Below are 16,941 nucleotides of genomic sequence, written 5' to 3'. Positions count from 1 at the left end.
CCGGGGCTTTTGAAAACAGGCGGGTATCCCCAAGCCGGGAAACCCTTGTCGGCCATGGCCGCAGCCAAGCAAGCGAGGCGATAAAGTGAGCGCGGGTGCTCTGCCCTATCTGAAGGCGATCAGCACGAGGTTGCTGGCCGGTATTCCGGTCTTCATCCTGGTGACCTTTGCCGCCACGGCCCTCTCCAGTCTGGCGCCGGGTTCCGCAGCCCAGCTCATCCTGGGCGAGAATGCCTCCTCGCAGCAGATTGCCGAGCTCAATGCCGCCTACGGGTACGACCTGCCGGTCTGGGAACGTTATTTCAAATGGCTGGGCGGGGTGGTGCAGGGCGATTTCGGCCGCACGCTCTTCAGCCAGCAATCGGTGGCCAAGCTGCTGGTCGACCGCGCGGCGGTAACGTTCGAGATCGCCTTTCTCGCCATGTTCGTCTCCTTCATCATCGCGGTGCCGCTGGCGCTTTATACGGCAAGCCATCCGGGCAAGCTGCTGGACACGGTGCTGCGTTCCATCGCCTCGGTCCTGCTGTCGGTGCCCACCTTCGTCACCGTGGTTCTGCTGGCCTATATCTTCGCCATCGTGCTGCGCTGGTTGCCGGCCACCGGCTGGGAGAATTTCAGCGACGATCCGCTTGCCAACCTCTGGTACGTGACGCTGCCGGTGCTGTGCCTTGCCCCGCACCAGACCGCCTATCTCTACCGGGTGGCGCGCGGTGAGTTTCTCGCCACGCTGCAGGAAGATTTCGTCACCGTGGCCCGCGCCAAGGGCATGCCGCTGTCCTACATCCTGCTGCGCCATGTGCTGCGCCCGTCGCTGCCGCAGGTGCTGACCGTGCTGGGCCTGTCGATGACCTATCTGCTCGGCGGCTCCTTCATCGTGGAGAGCTATTTCGCCGTGCCCGGCATCGGCTGGACCATTCTCAGCGCCGTCAACAGCCACGATTTCCCTGTGGTGCAGGCCATCCTGTCGCTGACGGTCGCCATCTTCGTCGTCATCTTCATTCTGGTCGATCTCGGCTACACGCTCATCGATCCGCGGGTAGACGTATCATGACCGGTGCCCGTTCCCGCAAACCCGCCGGCAAGCCCGTTGCCGATCCGCAGTCGCTGAGCGAGGCCGTGGCCGCCGCAAGGCCGCGCCTCAGCCGGCTGCGCCTTCCCGGCGGTACCCCGGTGGAAGCCGTCTGCGCCGCCTTTCTCCTCCTGCTGGTGCTGCTGGCGCTGTTCGTGGATTTCATCCCCGGTCTTGCCAGCCCCAACTTTCCCTACGGCGATTTTTCGCAGCCGCCGGATCTGACGCTCAACGGCATTCTCGGTACCGACGCCATCGGCCGCAGCATCCTGTCGCGCGTGCTCTATGGTGCCCGCACGTCCATCTCCATCGTGTTCTTCGCCACGCTCATCTCGCTGGGTTTCGGCCTGCTGTTCGGCATGGTGGCGGGCTTTTATCGCGGGAGCGTCGAGCGGGCAGTCGATCTTTACGCCAACACCATGGCCTCGCTGCCGCCCATCCTCGTCATCCTGGCGCTGGTGGCTTCCACCGGCAGTTCGGTCTTCACCATCACCGTGGCGCTCGGCATCCTCGATATCGGCACCTATGCCCGCGTGGCCAAGGGCGGCGTCATCTCGCAGAGCAACCGCGACTATATCCTTGCCGCCCGCGCCATGGGCGCCAGCGATGCCCGGCTGCTGCTGAAGGAAATCCTGCCCAACCTCGTGCCGGCGCTGACCGCCATCGTGCCCACGCTGATGGCCGGTCTCATCATCACCGAAGGATCGCTGAGTTTCCTCGGTTACGGCATTCCGGCGCCGGCGCCCAGCTGGGGCGGCATGATCGCCAGCTCCACCGATCTGCTCAGCCGTTATCCGCTGCTCATCTTCGGCCCGGTGCTGGCCATCGTGATCACCGTCTATGCCCTCAACACCGTGGGTGACTATTTCGCGCGCCGGCTCAGCAGCCGTGAAAGGCAGGGCTGAGATGGCTGCATCTCCTGAACCCACCACCGTCCTTGCCTGCGAGGGTATCTGCTGCCACTTGCCGGCAGAGCCGCGCCCGGTGCAGGTCCTGCACGGCATCAGCTTCTCGGTGAGCCGCCGCACCTCGCTCGGCATTGTCGGCGAGTCCGGTGCCGGCAAGTCGATGCTCATCAAGACCATCATGGGTCTCAACCCGACGGCGCGGATCACCGGCACCGTCCGGCTGGACGGCACGGATGTCGCCAGCCTTGCCGAAAAGAAGCGCAATGCCGTGATCGGCCGCAAGGTCGGCATCGTGTTCCAGAACCCGATGACGTCGCTCAATCCGTTCGTGCGGGTGGGCCGGCAGATCGAGGAACATGCGCGGTACCATCTGGGCCTCAGCCGCCGTGAGGCGAAAGAGCGGGCCATCGAGCTGCTGCGTGTCGTCGGCATCGCCGACCCGGAGGAATGCTACAGCTTCTATCCGCACCATTTTTCCGGCGGCATGAAGCAGCGCATCATGATCGCGACGGCGCTTGCCTGCGAGCCTGATCTGCTGATCGCCGACGAGGCGACCACCGCGCTCGATGTGACGGTGCAGAAGGAAATCCTCGACCTGCTCCAGGTCATCCAGGAGGAGCGCCAGATGGCGATGATCCTGGTGACGCACAATCTGGGCATTGTCGCCGGCCGCACGGACGAGGTGCTGGTGCTGTATGGCGGCCATGTCGTGGAGCACGGCCCGACGGACCGTGTCTTCGCCACCCCGCGCCACCGCTATACCGCGGCCCTGCTATCGGCCATGCCGCAGCTGGACCAGCCGGCCCATACCCGCCTTGCCACCATTCCCGGCCAGCCGCCCAATCTGGCGAACGCGCCGAAGGGCTGCCCCTTCGCGCCGCGCTGCCCGGTGGCGACAGCCGACTGCCATGAAACCATGCCCGTCATGACGGTGAGCGCGGACGGGCGGCATCGTTTTGCCTGCCATTTTCCGGTCGCCGCCGGGGCGGAGGCCGCACCATGAGCCAGAACAAGATGCCCGCCGCAGGCCCGCTGAAGGCCGATCCCGTGCTGGAGGTGCGCGGCCTTTCCGTTACCTTCACCCGGTCGGGCAAGGAATTCCGCGCCGTCGACAATGTATTCTTCTCGGTCGAGGCCGGGGAGACGCTGGGCCTCGTGGGGGAATCCGGCAGCGGCAAGACCACCATCGGCCGGGCGCTCCTGCGCCTGCTGACCTCGGCCGGCACCAGCATCGACGGGCAGGTGCTCTATCGCGGGCGGGATCTCTCGGCGCTTTCCCGGGCCGAGATGCGCAAGCTGCGCGGCCGCCTGCAGATGATCTTCCAGGACCCGGTTTCCTCCTTCAACCCGCGCCGCAAGGTGGAGGATATCGTGGCCGAAGGGCTCGATATCCAGGGCTTCCCGAAGGCGGAGCGGGCCGAGCGTATCGAGGCGGCGCTGGCGGCGGTGGGGTTCAACCGGGCTCTCGTGGCCGGCCGGCGTCCGCACCAGTTCTCCGGCGGGCAGTGCCAGCGCATCGCCATTGCACGGGCCCTGGCGGTCGAGCCCGATCTCATCGTTTGCGACGAGCCGGTCGCCTCACTCGATGTCTCGGTGCAGGCGCATATCATCAACCTGCTTCAGGACATCCGCGCCGACCGCAAGCTGGGGCTCATCTTCATCTCGCATGATCTCGCGGTGGTGAAGAATGTGAGCGACAAGGTGGCCGTGCTCTATATGGGCAAGATCGTCGAGGTCGGCACCGGCGCGCAGATCTATGACCGGCCGGCTCACCCCTATACCCGCACCCTGCTTGAGGCGGTGCCGGTGGTGGATGCCAGCCGCAAGCTGGTGCCGGAGCGCGAACGCTCGCTCAAACCCTCCCGCATGCGTCCGCCCTCGGGCTGTGCCTTCCGCACCCGCTGCCCGCGGGCCAGCGACAAATGCGCCGAGCGCGAGCCGCTGCTATCGCCGGCTCCGGGCGGGCAACTGGTGGCCTGCCATCACCCGCATGACGAGCCGGCTCCCGGGCTCAAGGCCGCTGCCGCCTGACCCCTGCCATCCAACACCCCCAGAAAGACCAGCAGCATGAGCGATTTCGATACGGTGATCCGCGGCACTCTCGTCAATCATGACGGGATTACCAAAGGCGGCTTCGTGGCGGTGCGGGATGGCAAGATCGCGGCACTGGGCACCGGCGCGCCGCCTGCTGCCCGTGAGGTCCATGATTTCGGTACCGCGCTGGTGATGCCCGGCCTCATCGACGGCCAGGTGCATTCCCGCTCGCAGAAGGACCAGGAGGATTTCATCTGGTCCACCCGTTCGGCGGCCGCCGGCGGCGTCACCACCATCGTCGACATGCCCTATGATGCCGGCACGCTGATCTGCACGCCCGAGGCGATTGCCGAAAAGGCGGCGAGCGCCGCGGAGCAGGCGCGGGTCGATTTTGCCCTGTATGGCACCATTCGCCCCTCCGACGGGGTAAAGCACATCGCGGGCATGGCGGAGGCCGGGGCCGCCGGTTTCAAGTTTTCCACCTTTGAGACCGATCCCAACCGCTTCCCGCGTATTCCGACGCCGCTGCTCTATGCCGCTTTTGCCGAGGTGGCGAAGACCGGCCTCATCGCCGGCGTGCATAACGAGAACGACGAGTGCGTCAAGGAATGGAGCGCCGTCGTCAAGGCGAGCGGCCGCACCGATTACCTGACCCATGGCGCCTCCCGCCCGCCGATTGCCGAAACGCTCGCCATTGCCGAGGTCTATGAGATCGCCGAGGCGACGGGCTGCCCTGCCCATATCGTCCATTGCTCGGTTGGCCGGGGTTACACGCTCGCCAGGGCCTATCGCCAGCAGGGTGTCGCCGCCACCATCGAGGCCTGCATCCATTATCTGGTGCTGAGCGAGGAGGAAGATGTCTCCCGCCTTCTCGGTCGGGCCAAATGCAACCCGCCGGTGCGCGGCGCGGCCGAGCGCGAGGCGCTGTGGAAGCATCTTGCCGCCGGCAACATCACCATCGTCTCCACCGATCATGTGTCCTGGAAGCTCGCCTCCAAATCCTCCAGCGTGATGCTGGAAAATGCCTCCGGCATGCCGGGGCTGGAAGTGATGGGCTGCCTGCTGCTGGACGGGCTCACCGAACGTGGCCTGCCGCTGACCCATGCTGCGCAGTTGCTGGCCCGCAACCCGGCCGGCCTCTTCCATCTCGGGGACCGCAAGGGATCGCTCGCCATCGGGCTCGATGCCGATATCGCGGTCTTCGCCGAACGTCCACGCCTCTATGACGCTGCCGCCAGCGGGCACAATGTCGTCGGCTGGAGCCCCTATGAAGGGCGCCGCATCCGCCATGCGCCGGTCGCCACCTTCCTGCGCGGCAAGGCCGTGTTCGACGGCACGAACGTGCTGGCCGAGCCGGGCACCGGCCGTTTCCTGAAGCCGAGCCGTCTTGGCCGGCTGGGCGCGGTGGGGAGGGCGGCATGAACATCGTTCTCTCCCCCGAAGCGTCCACAGTCCTGCCGGGTGTTGATCGCCAGCAGCTGGCGGCCGATTTCGAGGCGCTGGCCGCTATTACCGAGCCGCACAAGCCGTGGACGCGGCGCTCCTTCTCCCCGCTCTTTCTTGAAGGGCGCGAGTTCCTGAAGGCGCGCTTTGCCGAGGAAGGGCTGACCGTGCGGCTCGATACCGCCGGCAATCTTATCGGCCGGCTGGAGGGGGCGAACCCGGCAGCTCCGGTCATCATGACCGGCTCCCACAGCGACACGGTGCCCGGTGGCGGGCGCTTTGACGGTATTGCCGGCATCCTGTGCGGTCTTGCCGCCATCCGGGCACTGAAGGCTGCCGGCCATGGGCTGCACCATCCGCTGGAACTGGTCGATTTTCTGGCCGAGGAGCCAAGCGAGTGGGGCCTTTCCTGCATCGGCAGCCGCGGCATGGCCGGGGCGCTGGGCGATGGGGAGCTGGCGCTTGCCGGACCGGGCGGCGAAACGTTGGCGCATGCCATCACCCGCATCGGCGGCGACAGCGCGCAGATCGCCGCCGCCAGGCGCAGTGATGTCGCGGCCTTTGTTGAGCTGCATATCGAGCAGGGGCCGGTGCTGGAAGCGCGCGGCGTGCCGGTTGGCATCGTCAGCGGTATTGCGGGCATCTGCCGGCTGAAGGTGCGGTTCGAGGGTGTGCCTGCCCATGCCGGCACCGCACCGATGGACATGCGGGCCGATGCCTCGCTGGCGGCAGCGAGGTTTGCCCTTGGCCTGCGCAACGCCACGCGAGACCAGCAGGCAACCGGCCTTTTCACCGCCACGGCCGGGGTCTGGCAGATAGAGCCGGGCGGCGCCAATGTGGTGCCCGGCGCTGCCGAGATTACCGTCGATATCCGGGCGGAAAGCGACGCCGCGATGACCGCCTACCTGACGCAGCTTGCCGTGCTGGCCCAGAGCGCCGCCGATGCGGAGAGTTGCCGGCTCACCCGCCTGCAGCAGCTGAGCCGTACCCGCGCCACCCCCTGCGATCCGGCCCTTCAGGCGGTGATCGCCGAGGCGGCACGGGCGCTCGGGCACGCCAGCCTGCCTCTTGCTTCCGGCGCCGGGCATGACGCGGCATTTCTCGCCCGCATCACCCGCTCCGCCATGATTTTCGCCCCTTCGCATGAGGGCAGGAGCCACTGCCCCGAAGAATGGACCGAACCGGAGGACCTCGCCCGCGCGGCGGATGTCCTCGCCCTCACGCTGATGCAGCTCGACCGCCAGCGCCATGACGCTGGCCGGGGCTGAGCTGCCTGCTGACCCAAACCGAACCTTTTGAAGAGTTGAGGAACCCGACATGGAAACGATCATTCTGGACGGCGACAGCCTGACCATCGAGCAGGTTGTGCGTATTGCCCGCGACGGCGCGCAGGTGGAAATCGCCCCGGCCTCCCGGGCGGAGATCATCCGCAAGCGCGAATATATCGAGGAAAACTGGCTGACCGAGAACGCGCCCGCCACCTACGGCTTCAATACCGGCGTGGGCAAGCTCAAGGACTACAAGATCAGCCAGGCCGATAACGAGCGCTTCCAGCGCAACATCGTGCTGTCGCACTGCTCGGGCATCGGCGAGCCGGCGAGCGAGCAGATCGTGCGTGCCATGATGGCCGTGCGTATCAACGCCTTCTGTGTCGGTGTGTCGGGCCTGCGCATGGAAGTGGTGGACCGCCTCGTGCAGATGCTGAACAGCGGCGTGCATCCGGTGGTGCCGATCCAGGGCTCCGTCGGCGCGTCGGGCGATCTTGCTCCGCTCGCCCACATGGTCTCGGTGCTGATCGGCTACGAGCAGGCCGAAGCCTTCTACCAGGGCAAGCGCATGAGCGCACCGGAAGCGCTCGCCAAGGCCGGCATCTCGCCGGTTGCCTTCGACCTCAAGGCCAAGGACTGCCTTGCCCTCATCAACGGCAACAGCCTGTGCGCCGGCATGGCCGCGCTCACGCTCTTCGATGCCGAGATGATCATGAAGACGGCGGACGCCGCCGGCGCCCTCAGCCTTGAGGCGATCCGCGGCGAGCAGGCGGCCTTCGATGCCCGCATCCACGCCGTGCGCAAGCAGCCGGGCCAGATTGCCGCTGCCGAGAACATCCGCCGCCTGATCGAGGGCTCGCGCCGTACCTCTGAAGGGTCGCGCGCCGTCCATCTGGAAGATGACATCCTGCACCCGACCTATAATCCGCGTGTGCAGGACCAGTATTCCTTCCGCTGCTTGCCGCAGGTGCATGGCTCCTGCCGTGACCAGCTGCTGCATGCCCGCCAGCTCATCACCCGCGAGCTGAACGCCGCCACCGACAATCCGCTGGTGTTCTGGAACGACAATGGCGCGCTGGAATTCCTCTCCGGCGGCAACTTCCATTGCGAGCCGATCGGCTTTGCCATGGATATCCTCGCCATCGCGCTGATCGAGATCGGCAACATCTCCGAGCGGCGCCTGTTTGCCCTGTGCGACACCACGCTGAACTATGGCTTGCCGCCCAACCTTGCCGGCAAACCCATCGGTCTTAATTACGGTTACGGCATCATCTCCACCGCTGCCGCCGCCGTGGCCTCGGAGAACAAGACGCTGGCCTTCCCGTCGGTGGCCGACACCATTCCGACCAAGAGCAGCCAGGAAGACCATGTGTCCATGGCCGCCTGGTCCTGCCGCAAGGCGCAGCAGGTGCTGGACAACATGCCGAAGATCCTTGGCGTGGAATGCCTGCTGGCCGCCCGCGCCATCTTCCTCACCCGCGGTGTGTTGGCCGAGTACAAGCTCGGCAAGGGCAGCCAGGCGCTTTATGACGCGCTGGCAAAGAATGTCCCCTTCACCGAAGAGGACAGCTACATGCCCAACCAGACCCGTCCGGCACTCGAAATGGTGCGCTCGGGTGCCGTGCTGGCTGCTGCGGAAGGCGCAATCGGCGCGCTGAACTGATCCGGCTGCGATGCGCCGGATCAGTGGGGCCGGGGCAGGGGAGGGAGCCGGGGCGGCTGCCTCCCCATCCATCCGAATGCCCGCCCGCATGCCTGCCGGCAAGGCCGGCGCTGCCTTGAGAGAGCGGCGTGCCGGCCCTATGCTGGCGCGCATGGAACATACCGGGATAGAGCTGAGGCTCCTGTCGAAGTTCGTCCTGGCCTGCCAGGATCCGAGCCTGTCGCGCACGGCGCGGCAGCTTGGCATTGCCCCGTCCGCGCTCAGCACCGCCCTGCACGGGCTGGAAGAGCGCGTGCAGATGAAGCTCTTCATGCGCAGCGGGCGGTATCTCGGCCTGCTGCCTTCCGCCTTCTGGCTCTACCGCAACGCCTGCGCCCTGCTGCATCTGGAAGACTATGCCCTGCGCGCCGCCGCGCTGCCGCCGGGGCAGGTGGAAAAGCTGCAGGTGCGTGTCAACCTCACCTTCGCCATCGGCAGGCTTTCCAAGGCGATCAGCCGCGCCATCCAGCAGATGGGGGCGCTGCATCCCGAGGTGATGGTGGCCTGCCGGTTCCTTGGGGCAGGCGGGCAGGCGGGGGCCGGTTTTTCCGGCGAAGGGCTTGACCATATTCCGCCCGAGCGCAGCGCCAGCATCGAGATCGGCTGTTTCAGCCCCGAGGAAGCGCGGCGCGGCGGCGGGGTGACGCCGCTTTACGACGATCCGTGGATCGTCGTTCGTTCCGCCGATGTTGACCAGCGCATGAGCGCGGGCACGGATGTGCTGGCGCTGATGAAGATGGCGCCGCCGCTGATGCGGGCGGCCATCGACTATGCCGACAAGAACGGGCTCGGCCCGCAGCTGAAGCTGATCGAGGAGGAGCCGGCGGAACTGGGCCGGCTGCTGGCGGACTTTCCGCATATGCGCTTCCTGCTGCCGGCCAGCATGGTGGCGAACCGGCTTGGGCTCAGCCGCATCCACCGCGAGGATATGGCGCCGCCGCTCTCCTCGATGGTGGGCATGCGCATTTCCGGTGAGCTGGCGGAAAAGGCCCGGCTGTTTGCCGATCTGCTCGGCCGCAACATCGCGGGCGGGGATGAGAACATCGTCTTTGCCCCGCAGCTCTCTGCCCGCCAGCTGCATTATTTCAATCTTTCCCATCGCTGCGGCGGCATCTCGGCAGCGGCGCGGGTTGCCAACATCGCCCAGTCCTCCGTCTCGGCGCAGATCCATGCGATGGAAGAGGTGCTGGGCGCGCCGCTGTTCGAGCGGCGTAGCAACGGGGTGGTGCTCTCCCCTGCCGGCGTCGGGCTATTGCCGCTGACGCTGGAGATGGAGCGGCGGCAGAACCTCATCCTGCGCCAGTCGCGCGATATTGCCGCCCACACCCAGGACAAGGTTGCCATCGGCACGCTTCCCTCCTCCGGCCATGACAGTGCGCTGACGGAAAAAGTGGCGGAGGCGATGACCGCCATTAGCCAGCAGCACCCGCTGCTCAATCTCCAGATCAGCGAAGGGTCGAACGGCCTGCTGCATGAGCGCGTGCGCTCCGGCGATCTCAACCTTGCCATCGTGGGCGTGGTGCAGCCGCAGTTCGCCCGCGTGCTGCTGGGGCCGAGCGAGCCGCTCTCCGTCGTCGCCAACCCCGCCCTCGATTTCGGCGGGCGGCAGATGGTGAACATGGCGGATGTCAGCGAGCTGCCGCTGGTGCTGGGCTCACGCCATCTCAGCATCCATCAGAGCTTTATCGCGGCGGCCAATGCCCGCCATGTGCATATCCAGCCGGCGGTGGAAGTGGGATCGCTGGCGCTTGCCATTGCCATGGTGCGCCGGGCGCGCCTCTGCACCGTGCTGCCGGCCTCGTCCGTGCGGCAGGATCTGGAAGCGGGCCGGCTCATTGCCGTGCAGATCAACCCGGAGGAAATCTCCGGCACGCTCTCCGTCATCTTCTCGGCCGAGCGCGAGCTTTCCTACGCCGAACGGGCGATCATCAATATCCTGACCCAGGTGTTCGGACAGGATAGGCGCTGAGCCTCAGCCGCCCCGGATCGATCCCCGCCAGACCAGATCGGCCTTGAGGCGCAGGGAGTCGCGGCGGGGAGAATGGTCTTCCGGTATCGGCGCTCCCAGCCATTCCACCGCGCGGGAGGCGATTTCCCGGATCGGCTGGGAGAAGGTGGTGAGGTTGTAGGAAGACCAGCTGGCCTGTTCGATATCGTCAAAGCCGGCGATGCAGAGCTGGTCCGGAATGGTGAGGGAAAATTGCTGGCGCGCGGCATCCATGAAGCCGCAGGCCAGAAGGTCGGTAGCGCAGAAGACGGCATCCGGCCGCTCCCGCCGCGTCAGCAGCCGCTGGGCCAGCACTTTGCCGGCCTCATATCCCGTCCAGCCGAAGCGCTCCACCGTCACCGCGAGGCCAAGCGCCGTGGCGGCGGCAACGAAGCCTTCCTCGCGCGCCATCAGGCTGGGGGTGCCGGCTTCGGAATTGGCAAAGGCCAGCCTGCGGCAACCGGCGCGCACGAAGGCGGTGGCGACGCGGCCGGCCGCTTCGTGATCGTCGAGATTGATGCGCAGCGGGCCGGGCTGGTCATCGTCGCGGTTGATCAGCACCAGCCGCTGGCCGCTGCGCAGGCAAAGCTGGGCAATGGATTTGTCGGGCAGGCCGGAAAGGATGATGGAGGCATCGGCCCGGTAGCGGATCGCCTGGCGCAGTGCGCGGTCCACGCTGCCGTCCGACCGGTCGGTATTGATGAGCATGGCGACCTTGCCGCCCTGTTGCAACTGCAGGGTCAACTCGCGCAGCAGGGCGGAGCGATAGGGAGTCGCTACATCGGAGGCGATCAGGCAGATGATGCCGCTTTCATTGCGCATCAGCCCGCGGGCGAGATGGTTGACGTGATAGCCAAGCGCGTCCGCCGCCTCCATCACCCGGGCTCTGGTTTCCGGTGAAACGCTGGCGCCGGGGGTAAAGGTACGCGAGACCGCCGAGCGTGAAACCCCCGCCCGATCAGCCACTTCCTGCGCGCTGACAAACACTTTTGCCACCATCGTCCCCTTCCTTCGCGAGGCAGCTTTGCACTGGTTTGCACGGGCGTGCAACAAACTGTTCAAAAGGAAAATATGAAAGTTTTGTGACAATCAGGTTGACAGGCTTTTTCCCGGTATGACACCGTTGCACAGCATTGCAAGAAAGGTGCGCCAAAGCACCGCATACCGGGAGGAAACCCATGCGTTCTGCCACGATGGCCGCAGCCGTGCTGGCTGCAGGCCTTGCATTATCCGCCTATTCGGCCCGTGCGGCCGGCGAGCTGAACGTGATCTGCTCCGCCGATCCGGCCGTGTGCGAATTGATGAAGGGCCTGTTCGAGCAGCAGTCCGACATCACCGTGAACATGGTGCGTCTGTCGGCCGGCGAGACCTACGCCAAGATCCGCGCCGAAGCCCGCAATCCCAAGACCGATATCTGGTGGGCCGGCACTGGCGATCCGCATCTGCAGGCCGCTGCCGAGGTGCTGACGGAAGAATATAAATCCCCGCTCTTCGACCAGTTGCAGGACTGGGCGAAAAAGCAGGCCGAGGCCGCCAACTACCGCACCGTCGGCGTTTATGCCGGTGCACTCGGCTGGGGCTACAACACCGAGCTTCTGGCCAAGAAGGGCCTCAAGGAGCCCAAGTGCTGGGACGATCTGCTGGACCCGTCCTACAAGGGCGAAATCCAGATCGCCAACCCCAACTCCTCGGGCACGTCCTACAACACGCTCGCCACGCTGGTGCAGCTGAAGGGCGAGGACGGGGCGTTCGAGTATCTGAAGAAGCTCAACGCCAACATCTCGCAATATACCAAGTCCGGCTCCGCTCCGGTGAAGGCGGCGGCCCGCGGCGAGGCGACCATCGGCATCGTCTTCATGCATGATGCGGTGGCGCAGACGGTTGAAGGCTTCCCCATCAAGGTCGTCGCCCCGTGTGAAGGCACCGGTTACGAGATCGGCTCCATGTCGATCGTCAAGGGCGCCAAGAACATGGAAAACGCCAAGAAGTGGTACGACTGGGCGCTTTCCGCCGAGGCGCAGTCCCACATGAAGGACGCCAAGTCCTATCAGCTGCCGTCCAACAAGTCGGCCGAGGTGCCCAAGGAAGCGCCGAAGTTCGAGGACATCAAGCTGATTGACTACAATTTCGCACTCTTTGGCGATCCCGACGTGCGCAAGCATCTGCTCAGCCGCTGGGATGAGGAAATTGGCTCTCAGGCCAACTGATTGTCCTCCCTGGGGCCGGCCTGGCGCCGGCCCCGCCTTTTTTGAGTGACGTGCTGTCCGCACGAGGCAGACGGGGACTTCATGACGGGTACTGACCGCAGGCTGAACATCGCGCTGGTTGCCGGTTTTGCCGCTCTTCTTCTTTTGCCCTGGTACCGGATCGACGGCGGCTTTTATGGCTTTGGCTGGCTTCAGGGTTATCCCGGCAAGCCAGCCAGTGCGCCCGCTATCCTGCAGGTGTTTCAGCATGGCCGCTGGTGGCTGGCGATTGCCGCTGCCCTCATGGGGATCGGCCTTGCCGCGCGTTTTACGCGGGAGCCGTCGCGGCGTGCCCGCCTGCTCATTCTCTCCGGCGTTCTCGGCCTGGTTTTCCTGACTTTCGAGGGGCTCGCCATCGGCTTTTCCGGCTGGAGCTGGGGTGTGCTGGAGCGGCTTTTCGGCAGCCTTGGCGATGGCCAGCCCTCCATGGGTGCCGGCGCCGTCGTCACCGGCTTCACCTTCATCCTGCTGCTGTCCTTCGGCCTTGCCGAACGCGGCGCGATGAAGGGCGATGCCTTTATCGTCGGCTCCATCGCCACGCTCATCGCCTTGGTTACGATCTTCGTCTTTTATCCCGTGCTCAGCATGTTTGCCGGGGCGTTCCAGGATTTTGACGGCTCCTTCAAGCCGGACGGCTTCTTCCACAACATCGCCGACCCCTCGATCTGGAGCCTCGACTGCGTGATTGGCGCCGGGCGCTGCGGCGTTGCCTGGCGCACATTGTGGCTCGCCATCCTGACGGCAAGCGGCGCCACGCTCCTCGGCCTCAGCTTCGCGCTCGTTGCCACACGCACGCGCTTTCCCTTCAAGAAGGGGCTGCGCCTGCTCACCATCCTGCCCATCATCACCCCGCCCTTCGTCATCGGCCTTGCGCTTATCCTGTTGTTCGGCCGCTCGGGTGTGGTGACGCAGCTGGTCTCTGATCTGCTGGGCATCGAGCCGGGGCGCTGGCTCTACGGCATGACCGGCATCTGGATCGCGCAGGTGCTCTCCTTCACCCCCATCTCCTTCCTCGTCCTCATCGGCGTGGTGGAGGGGGTGAGCCCCTCGATGGAAGAAGCCTCACAGACCTTGCGGGCGGACCGCTGGCGCACCTTTCGCCGTGTATCGCTGCCGCTGATGGCGCCCGGCCTCGCCAACGCCTTCCTCATCGCCTTCATCGAAAGCATGGCTGATTTCGGCAACCCGATGGTGCTGGGCGGCAGCCATGGCGTGCTTTCGACCGAAATCTTCTTTGCCGTTGTCGGCTCGCAGAACGATCCCGCCCGCGCCGCCGTGCTGGCGATGATCCTGCTCGTCTTCACCATGACGGCTTTCATCGCGCAGCGGCTGTGGCTCTCGGGCAAGAACTTCGCGACCGTTACCGGCAAGGGCGACAGCGGGGCCCATGCCGCCCTGCCGCGTGGCCTCTCCTTTGCCGTACACGGACTGGTTATCCCGTGGGGCATCTTTACCCTTGTCGTCTACGTCATGATCCTCTTTGGCGGTTTTGTGCGCACCTGGGGGCTCGATAACACGCTGACCGTCGAGCACTACGTGAAGGCCTTTTCCATTGGCCTGCGCGATAATGGCGGTATCGCCTGGAGCGGCGTGGCGTGGGACAGCTTCTGGACCACGATGGAAATCGCGCTCATCTCCGCGCCGCTCACGGCCGTCGTCGGCCTGCTTACCGCCTATATCATCGTGCGGCAGAAATTTGCCGGGCGCGGGCTTTTCGAGTTTGCGCTGATGATGAGCTTTGCCATCCCCGGCACTGTCATCGGCATCAGCTACATCATGGCCTTCAACCTGCCGCCGCTGGAGATGACGGGTACGGCCCTCATCCTCGTCATGTGCTTCGTCTTCCGCAACATGCCGGTGGGTGTGCGCGGCGGTGTGGCAGCGATGAGCCAGATCGACAAGAGCCTTGATGAAGCCTCGCTGACGCTCAGGGCCGACAGCTTCCGCACCGTGCGCCGGGTGGTGGCGCCGCTGCTGCGGCCTGCCATTACCGCCGCGCTCGTCTATTCCTTCGTGCGCGCCATCACCTCGATCAGCGCCGTCATCTTCCTCGTCAGCGCGCAATACAACATGTCCACCGCCTACATCGTCGGCCTGGTGGAGAATGGCGAATATGGCGTTGCCATCGCCTACTCCTCCGCCCTCATCGTCATCATGGTGACCGTCATCGCCGCCTTCCAGCTGCTGGTGGGTGAACGGCGCCTGCGCCGCGAAAACCGGGTGCAATCGCGCCCGGCTTCGCCTGCGCTTCCCGGTCAGGAGAAACCCGTATGAACCCGGCAAGCCCCGCCCTCAACCAGCCCGGCTCCGTGATCTTCGAGAATGTGCGCAAGAGCTTCGGCGTCTTTACCGCCATTCCCGATCTCTCCTTCACCATCGAGCCGGGAACGCTGGTGACGCTGCTGGGCCCTTCCGGCTGCGGCAAGACCACCACGCTGCGCATGCTGGCGGGCCTTGAGCACCCCACCTCCGGCCGCATTCTCATCGGCGGCAAGGACGTGACGCTGCTGCCCGCCAACGAGCGCGACGTCTCCATGGTCTTCCAGTCCTACGCGCTCTTCCCGCATATGAGCGCGCTGGACAATGTGGCCTACGGCCTTGAATCCTCCGGCCTCAAACGCAAGGAAGCGCGGGAGAAGGCGGAAGACGGGCTTGCCCTTGTCGGCCTTGCCGGCATGGGCGCGCGCCTGCCGGCCGAACTTTCCGGCGGCCAGCAGCAGCGTGTGGCCGTCGCCCGCGCGCTGGTGCTGGAGCCGCAGGTGCTGCTGCTGGACGAGCCGCTCTCCAACCTTGATGCGCGCCTGCGCCGCCGTGTGCGCTCCGAAATCCGCGACCTGCAGCAGCGCCTCGGTTTCACCGCCGTTTATGTGACGCATGACCAGGAGGAGGCGCTGGCCGTCTCCGACCGCATCGTGGTGATGAAGGAAGGGGTGATTGCCCAGCAGGGCGCGCCGCATGAGCTTTACGAATCCCCCGCCAGCCCCTTCATCGCCGACTTTATCGGCGAGGCGAATGTGGTGGACTGCGTGGTGGAAAGCGTGGAGGCGGGCAGGGCGACCATCAATTATGCCGGCCTCGTGCAAAGCCTGCCGGCGCGTGCCGCCCGGCCCGGCCCGGCGCGGCTCGCCATCCGCCCCGGCGCCATTACCCTCTCGCCGCTTGCCGGCGATGCCCCGCTCAAGGGGCGCATCACCTCGGCCGCCTATCTGGGCGGCCATGTGGAATATGAGGTGGAGGTGGCCGGTGCCACGCTCTTCGTCACCGATGCTTCCGCCGCCATTGCGCTGCCGCCCCGCTCGGAGGTGGCGGTGGGCTTGCGTGAGCGCGGCATCGCCCTCATCGCCGGCTGACCGCCGGTACCTCTTTCTTTCTTGTCCCGCTCCTCTGAAGGACTGCCATGACCGCTTCTTCCATCCCCGGCCTTGATGCCCGCCTTGCCCTTGCCGAGGCTGTGGCCCGCGAGGCGGGGGAACTGGCGCTCGATTATTTCCGCCGCCGCGAAACGCTGGTGATCGAGACCAAGCGCGACCCGCAGGATGTTGTCTCCATCGCCGACCGCAATGTTGAAAAACTGGTGCGAGAACGCCTGCTTGGGGCCTATCCGGATGACGGGTTTCTGGGCGAGGAATACGGGCTGGAGCGCGGCACTTCCGCCTTCACCTGGGTGGTGGACCCTATCGATGGCACCGCGCCCTTCGTCAACGGCATGCCCAACTGGTGCGTCTCCATCGCCCTGCTGCAGGGCGGGGAGCCGGTGATCGGCGTGATCTCGGCGCCCTGCCAGGACGAGCTTTATGCCGCTGCTGCCGGCATGGGGGCGACGCTCAACGGCAAACGCCTGACGCTCGACCCGGCCCGCACCCTGCGCAACATGCCCACCGGCTTCGGCGCCAATAATTTCGTCACCCCGCAATTCGTCGGCCAGATGGTGGAAAAGCTTTTGGAAGCCGGCGCCAGCTTCATCCGCAACGGCTCGGGCGCCATGATGCTGGCCTATGTCGCGGCCGGCCGGCTGGTTGGCTATTACGAGCCCTACATGCACGCCTGGGATTGTCTTGGCGGCTACTGCCTCGTGCGCGAGGCCGGCGGCTGGTTCCACCCGTTCCCGACCGAAGGCGAAAGCCTGACCAAAGGCTCTGTCGTTCTGGCGGCGGCGCCGGGGGCAATTGACGATCTGAGGCGGATTGCGGGGGTCTAAGGCAGCGCCCACGATCTCTGGCGGCGGCACTGCTTGCGCGGTGTCGCCGCTTTCGTTTTCGGTATCCGGCATGCCGGGAGCGGGCA

Annotated in this window: 13 protein-coding genes; 12 read left to right on the top strand and 1 reads right to left on the bottom strand. The window is 65.8% G+C overall.

From position 1 onward, the window contains the following. The first annotated feature begins 85 nt into the window (after nucleotides 1-85). The 8 genes from QTL98_RS17645 to QTL98_RS17610 all read left to right on the top strand — a co-directional run bounded on the left by QTL98_RS17645 (nucleotide 86) and on the right by QTL98_RS17610 (nucleotide 10,393). A complete protein-coding gene (locus tag QTL98_RS17645) occupies nucleotides 86-1,051 on the top strand; it encodes an ABC transporter permease (RefSeq protein ID WP_445679774.1) in 966 nt (321 codons plus the stop codon). Next, entirely contained in the window at nucleotides 1,048-1,974 is a 927-nt protein-coding gene (locus QTL98_RS17640; RefSeq protein ID WP_445679773.1) for an ABC transporter permease, read from the top strand. The genes QTL98_RS17645 and QTL98_RS17640 overlap by 4 nt, the downstream gene beginning before the upstream one ends. 1 nt (nucleotide 1,975) lies before the next feature. After that, nucleotides 1,976-2,980, top strand: coding sequence for an ABC transporter ATP-binding protein (locus QTL98_RS17635; protein WP_445679772.1), 1,005 nt, complete (start codon nucleotides 1,976-1,978; stop codon nucleotides 2,978-2,980). Continuing rightward, entirely contained in the window at nucleotides 2,977-4,008 is a 1,032-nt protein-coding gene (locus QTL98_RS17630; protein ID WP_445679771.1) for an ABC transporter ATP-binding protein, read from the top strand. Before QTL98_RS17635 ends, QTL98_RS17630 begins: the two co-directional genes overlap by 4 nt. Nucleotides 4,009-4,044: 36 nt before the next feature. Beyond that, the gene (ertD, locus tag QTL98_RS17625; RefSeq protein ID WP_445679770.1) at nucleotides 4,045-5,433 is read left to right on the top strand and encodes a hydantoin-5-propionate amidohydrolase; all 1,389 of its coding nucleotides are present in this window, start codon (nucleotides 4,045-4,047) and stop codon (nucleotides 5,431-5,433) included. Then, entirely contained in the window at nucleotides 5,430-6,722 is a 1,293-nt protein-coding gene (locus QTL98_RS17620) for a Zn-dependent hydrolase (RefSeq protein WP_445679769.1), read from the top strand. The genes ertD and QTL98_RS17620 overlap by 4 nt, the downstream gene beginning before the upstream one ends. A gap of 49 nt (nucleotides 6,723-6,771) precedes the next feature. Continuing rightward, the gene (locus QTL98_RS17615) at nucleotides 6,772-8,385 is read left to right on the top strand and encodes an HAL/PAL/TAL family ammonia-lyase (protein WP_445679768.1); all 1,614 of its coding nucleotides are present in this window, start codon (nucleotides 6,772-6,774) and stop codon (nucleotides 8,383-8,385) included. A gap of 88 nt (nucleotides 8,386-8,473) precedes the next feature. After that, on the top strand, nucleotides 8,474-10,393 hold the full coding sequence (locus tag QTL98_RS17610; RefSeq protein ID WP_445679767.1) for a LysR family transcriptional regulator: 1,920 nt from the start codon (nucleotides 8,474-8,476) through the stop codon (nucleotides 10,391-10,393). A gap of 3 nt (nucleotides 10,394-10,396) precedes the next feature. Here the strand turns inward: QTL98_RS17610 and QTL98_RS17605 are convergent, their stop codons facing one another. Continuing rightward, nucleotides 10,397-11,410, bottom strand: coding sequence for a LacI family DNA-binding transcriptional regulator (locus QTL98_RS17605; protein ID WP_445679766.1), 1,014 nt, complete (start codon nucleotides 11,408-11,410; stop codon nucleotides 10,397-10,399). 179 nt (nucleotides 11,411-11,589) lie between these two features. Between QTL98_RS17605 and QTL98_RS17600 the strand changes: the two genes are divergently transcribed. The 4 genes from QTL98_RS17600 (at nucleotide 11,590) to QTL98_RS17585 (ending at nucleotide 16,855) form a co-directional block, all read left to right on the top strand. Next, on the top strand, nucleotides 11,590-12,618 hold the full coding sequence (locus QTL98_RS17600; protein WP_445679765.1) for an ABC transporter substrate-binding protein: 1,029 nt from the start codon (nucleotides 11,590-11,592) through the stop codon (nucleotides 12,616-12,618). Between the two features lie 81 nt (nucleotides 12,619-12,699). Beyond that, nucleotides 12,700-14,931, top strand: a complete 2,232-nt coding sequence (locus QTL98_RS17595) for an ABC transporter permease (RefSeq protein WP_445679764.1) — start codon at nucleotides 12,700-12,702, stop codon at nucleotides 14,929-14,931. Next, nucleotides 14,928-16,007, top strand: a complete 1,080-nt coding sequence (locus tag QTL98_RS17590) for an ABC transporter ATP-binding protein (protein WP_445679763.1) — start codon at nucleotides 14,928-14,930, stop codon at nucleotides 16,005-16,007. The genes QTL98_RS17595 and QTL98_RS17590 overlap by 4 nt, the downstream gene beginning before the upstream one ends. 47 nt (nucleotides 16,008-16,054) lie before the next feature. After that, a complete protein-coding gene (locus tag QTL98_RS17585; protein ID WP_445679762.1) occupies nucleotides 16,055-16,855 on the top strand; it encodes an inositol monophosphatase family protein in 801 nt (266 codons plus the stop codon). The last annotated feature ends 86 nt before the right edge of the window (nucleotides 16,856-16,941 follow it).

Origin of the sequence: Radicibacter daui, from assembly GCA_030657355.1 — a bacterium.
Taxonomy (GTDB): Bacteria; Pseudomonadota; Alphaproteobacteria; order Radicibacterales; family Radicibacteraceae; genus Radicibacter; species Radicibacter daui.
This window is presented reverse-complemented; position numbering and strand designations above follow the sequence as displayed.

Excerpts from the sequence above, each read along its gene's own strand:
- QTL98_RS17605 (WP_445679766.1), bottom strand. The coding sequence starts at position 11,410 with ATGGTGGCAAAAGTGTTTGTCAGCGCGCAGGAAGTGGCTGATCGGGCG.
- QTL98_RS17590 (WP_445679763.1), top strand. The coding sequence starts at position 14,928 with ATGAACCCGGCAAGCCCCGCCCTCAACCAGCCCGGCTCCGTGATCTTC.
- QTL98_RS17595 (WP_445679764.1), top strand. The coding sequence starts at position 12,700 with ATGACGGGTACTGACCGCAGGCTGAACATCGCGCTGGTTGCCGGTTTT.
- QTL98_RS17615 (WP_445679768.1), top strand. The coding sequence starts at position 6,772 with ATGGAAACGATCATTCTGGACGGCGACAGCCTGACCATCGAGCAGGTT.
- QTL98_RS17610 (WP_445679767.1), top strand. The coding sequence starts at position 8,474 with ATGCCTGCCGGCAAGGCCGGCGCTGCCTTGAGAGAGCGGCGTGCCGGC.
- QTL98_RS17585 (WP_445679762.1), top strand. The coding sequence starts at position 16,055 with ATGACCGCTTCTTCCATCCCCGGCCTTGATGCCCGCCTTGCCCTTGCC.
- QTL98_RS17635 (WP_445679772.1), top strand. The coding sequence starts at position 1,976 with ATGGCTGCATCTCCTGAACCCACCACCGTCCTTGCCTGCGAGGGTATC.
- QTL98_RS17640 (WP_445679773.1), top strand. The coding sequence starts at position 1,048 with ATGACCGGTGCCCGTTCCCGCAAACCCGCCGGCAAGCCCGTTGCCGAT.
- QTL98_RS17600 (WP_445679765.1), top strand. The coding sequence starts at position 11,590 with ATGCGTTCTGCCACGATGGCCGCAGCCGTGCTGGCTGCAGGCCTTGCA.
- QTL98_RS17630 (WP_445679771.1), top strand. The coding sequence starts at position 2,977 with ATGAGCCAGAACAAGATGCCCGCCGCAGGCCCGCTGAAGGCCGATCCC.
- ertD (WP_445679770.1), top strand. The coding sequence starts at position 4,045 with ATGAGCGATTTCGATACGGTGATCCGCGGCACTCTCGTCAATCATGAC.
- QTL98_RS17620 (WP_445679769.1), top strand. The coding sequence starts at position 5,430 with ATGAACATCGTTCTCTCCCCCGAAGCGTCCACAGTCCTGCCGGGTGTT.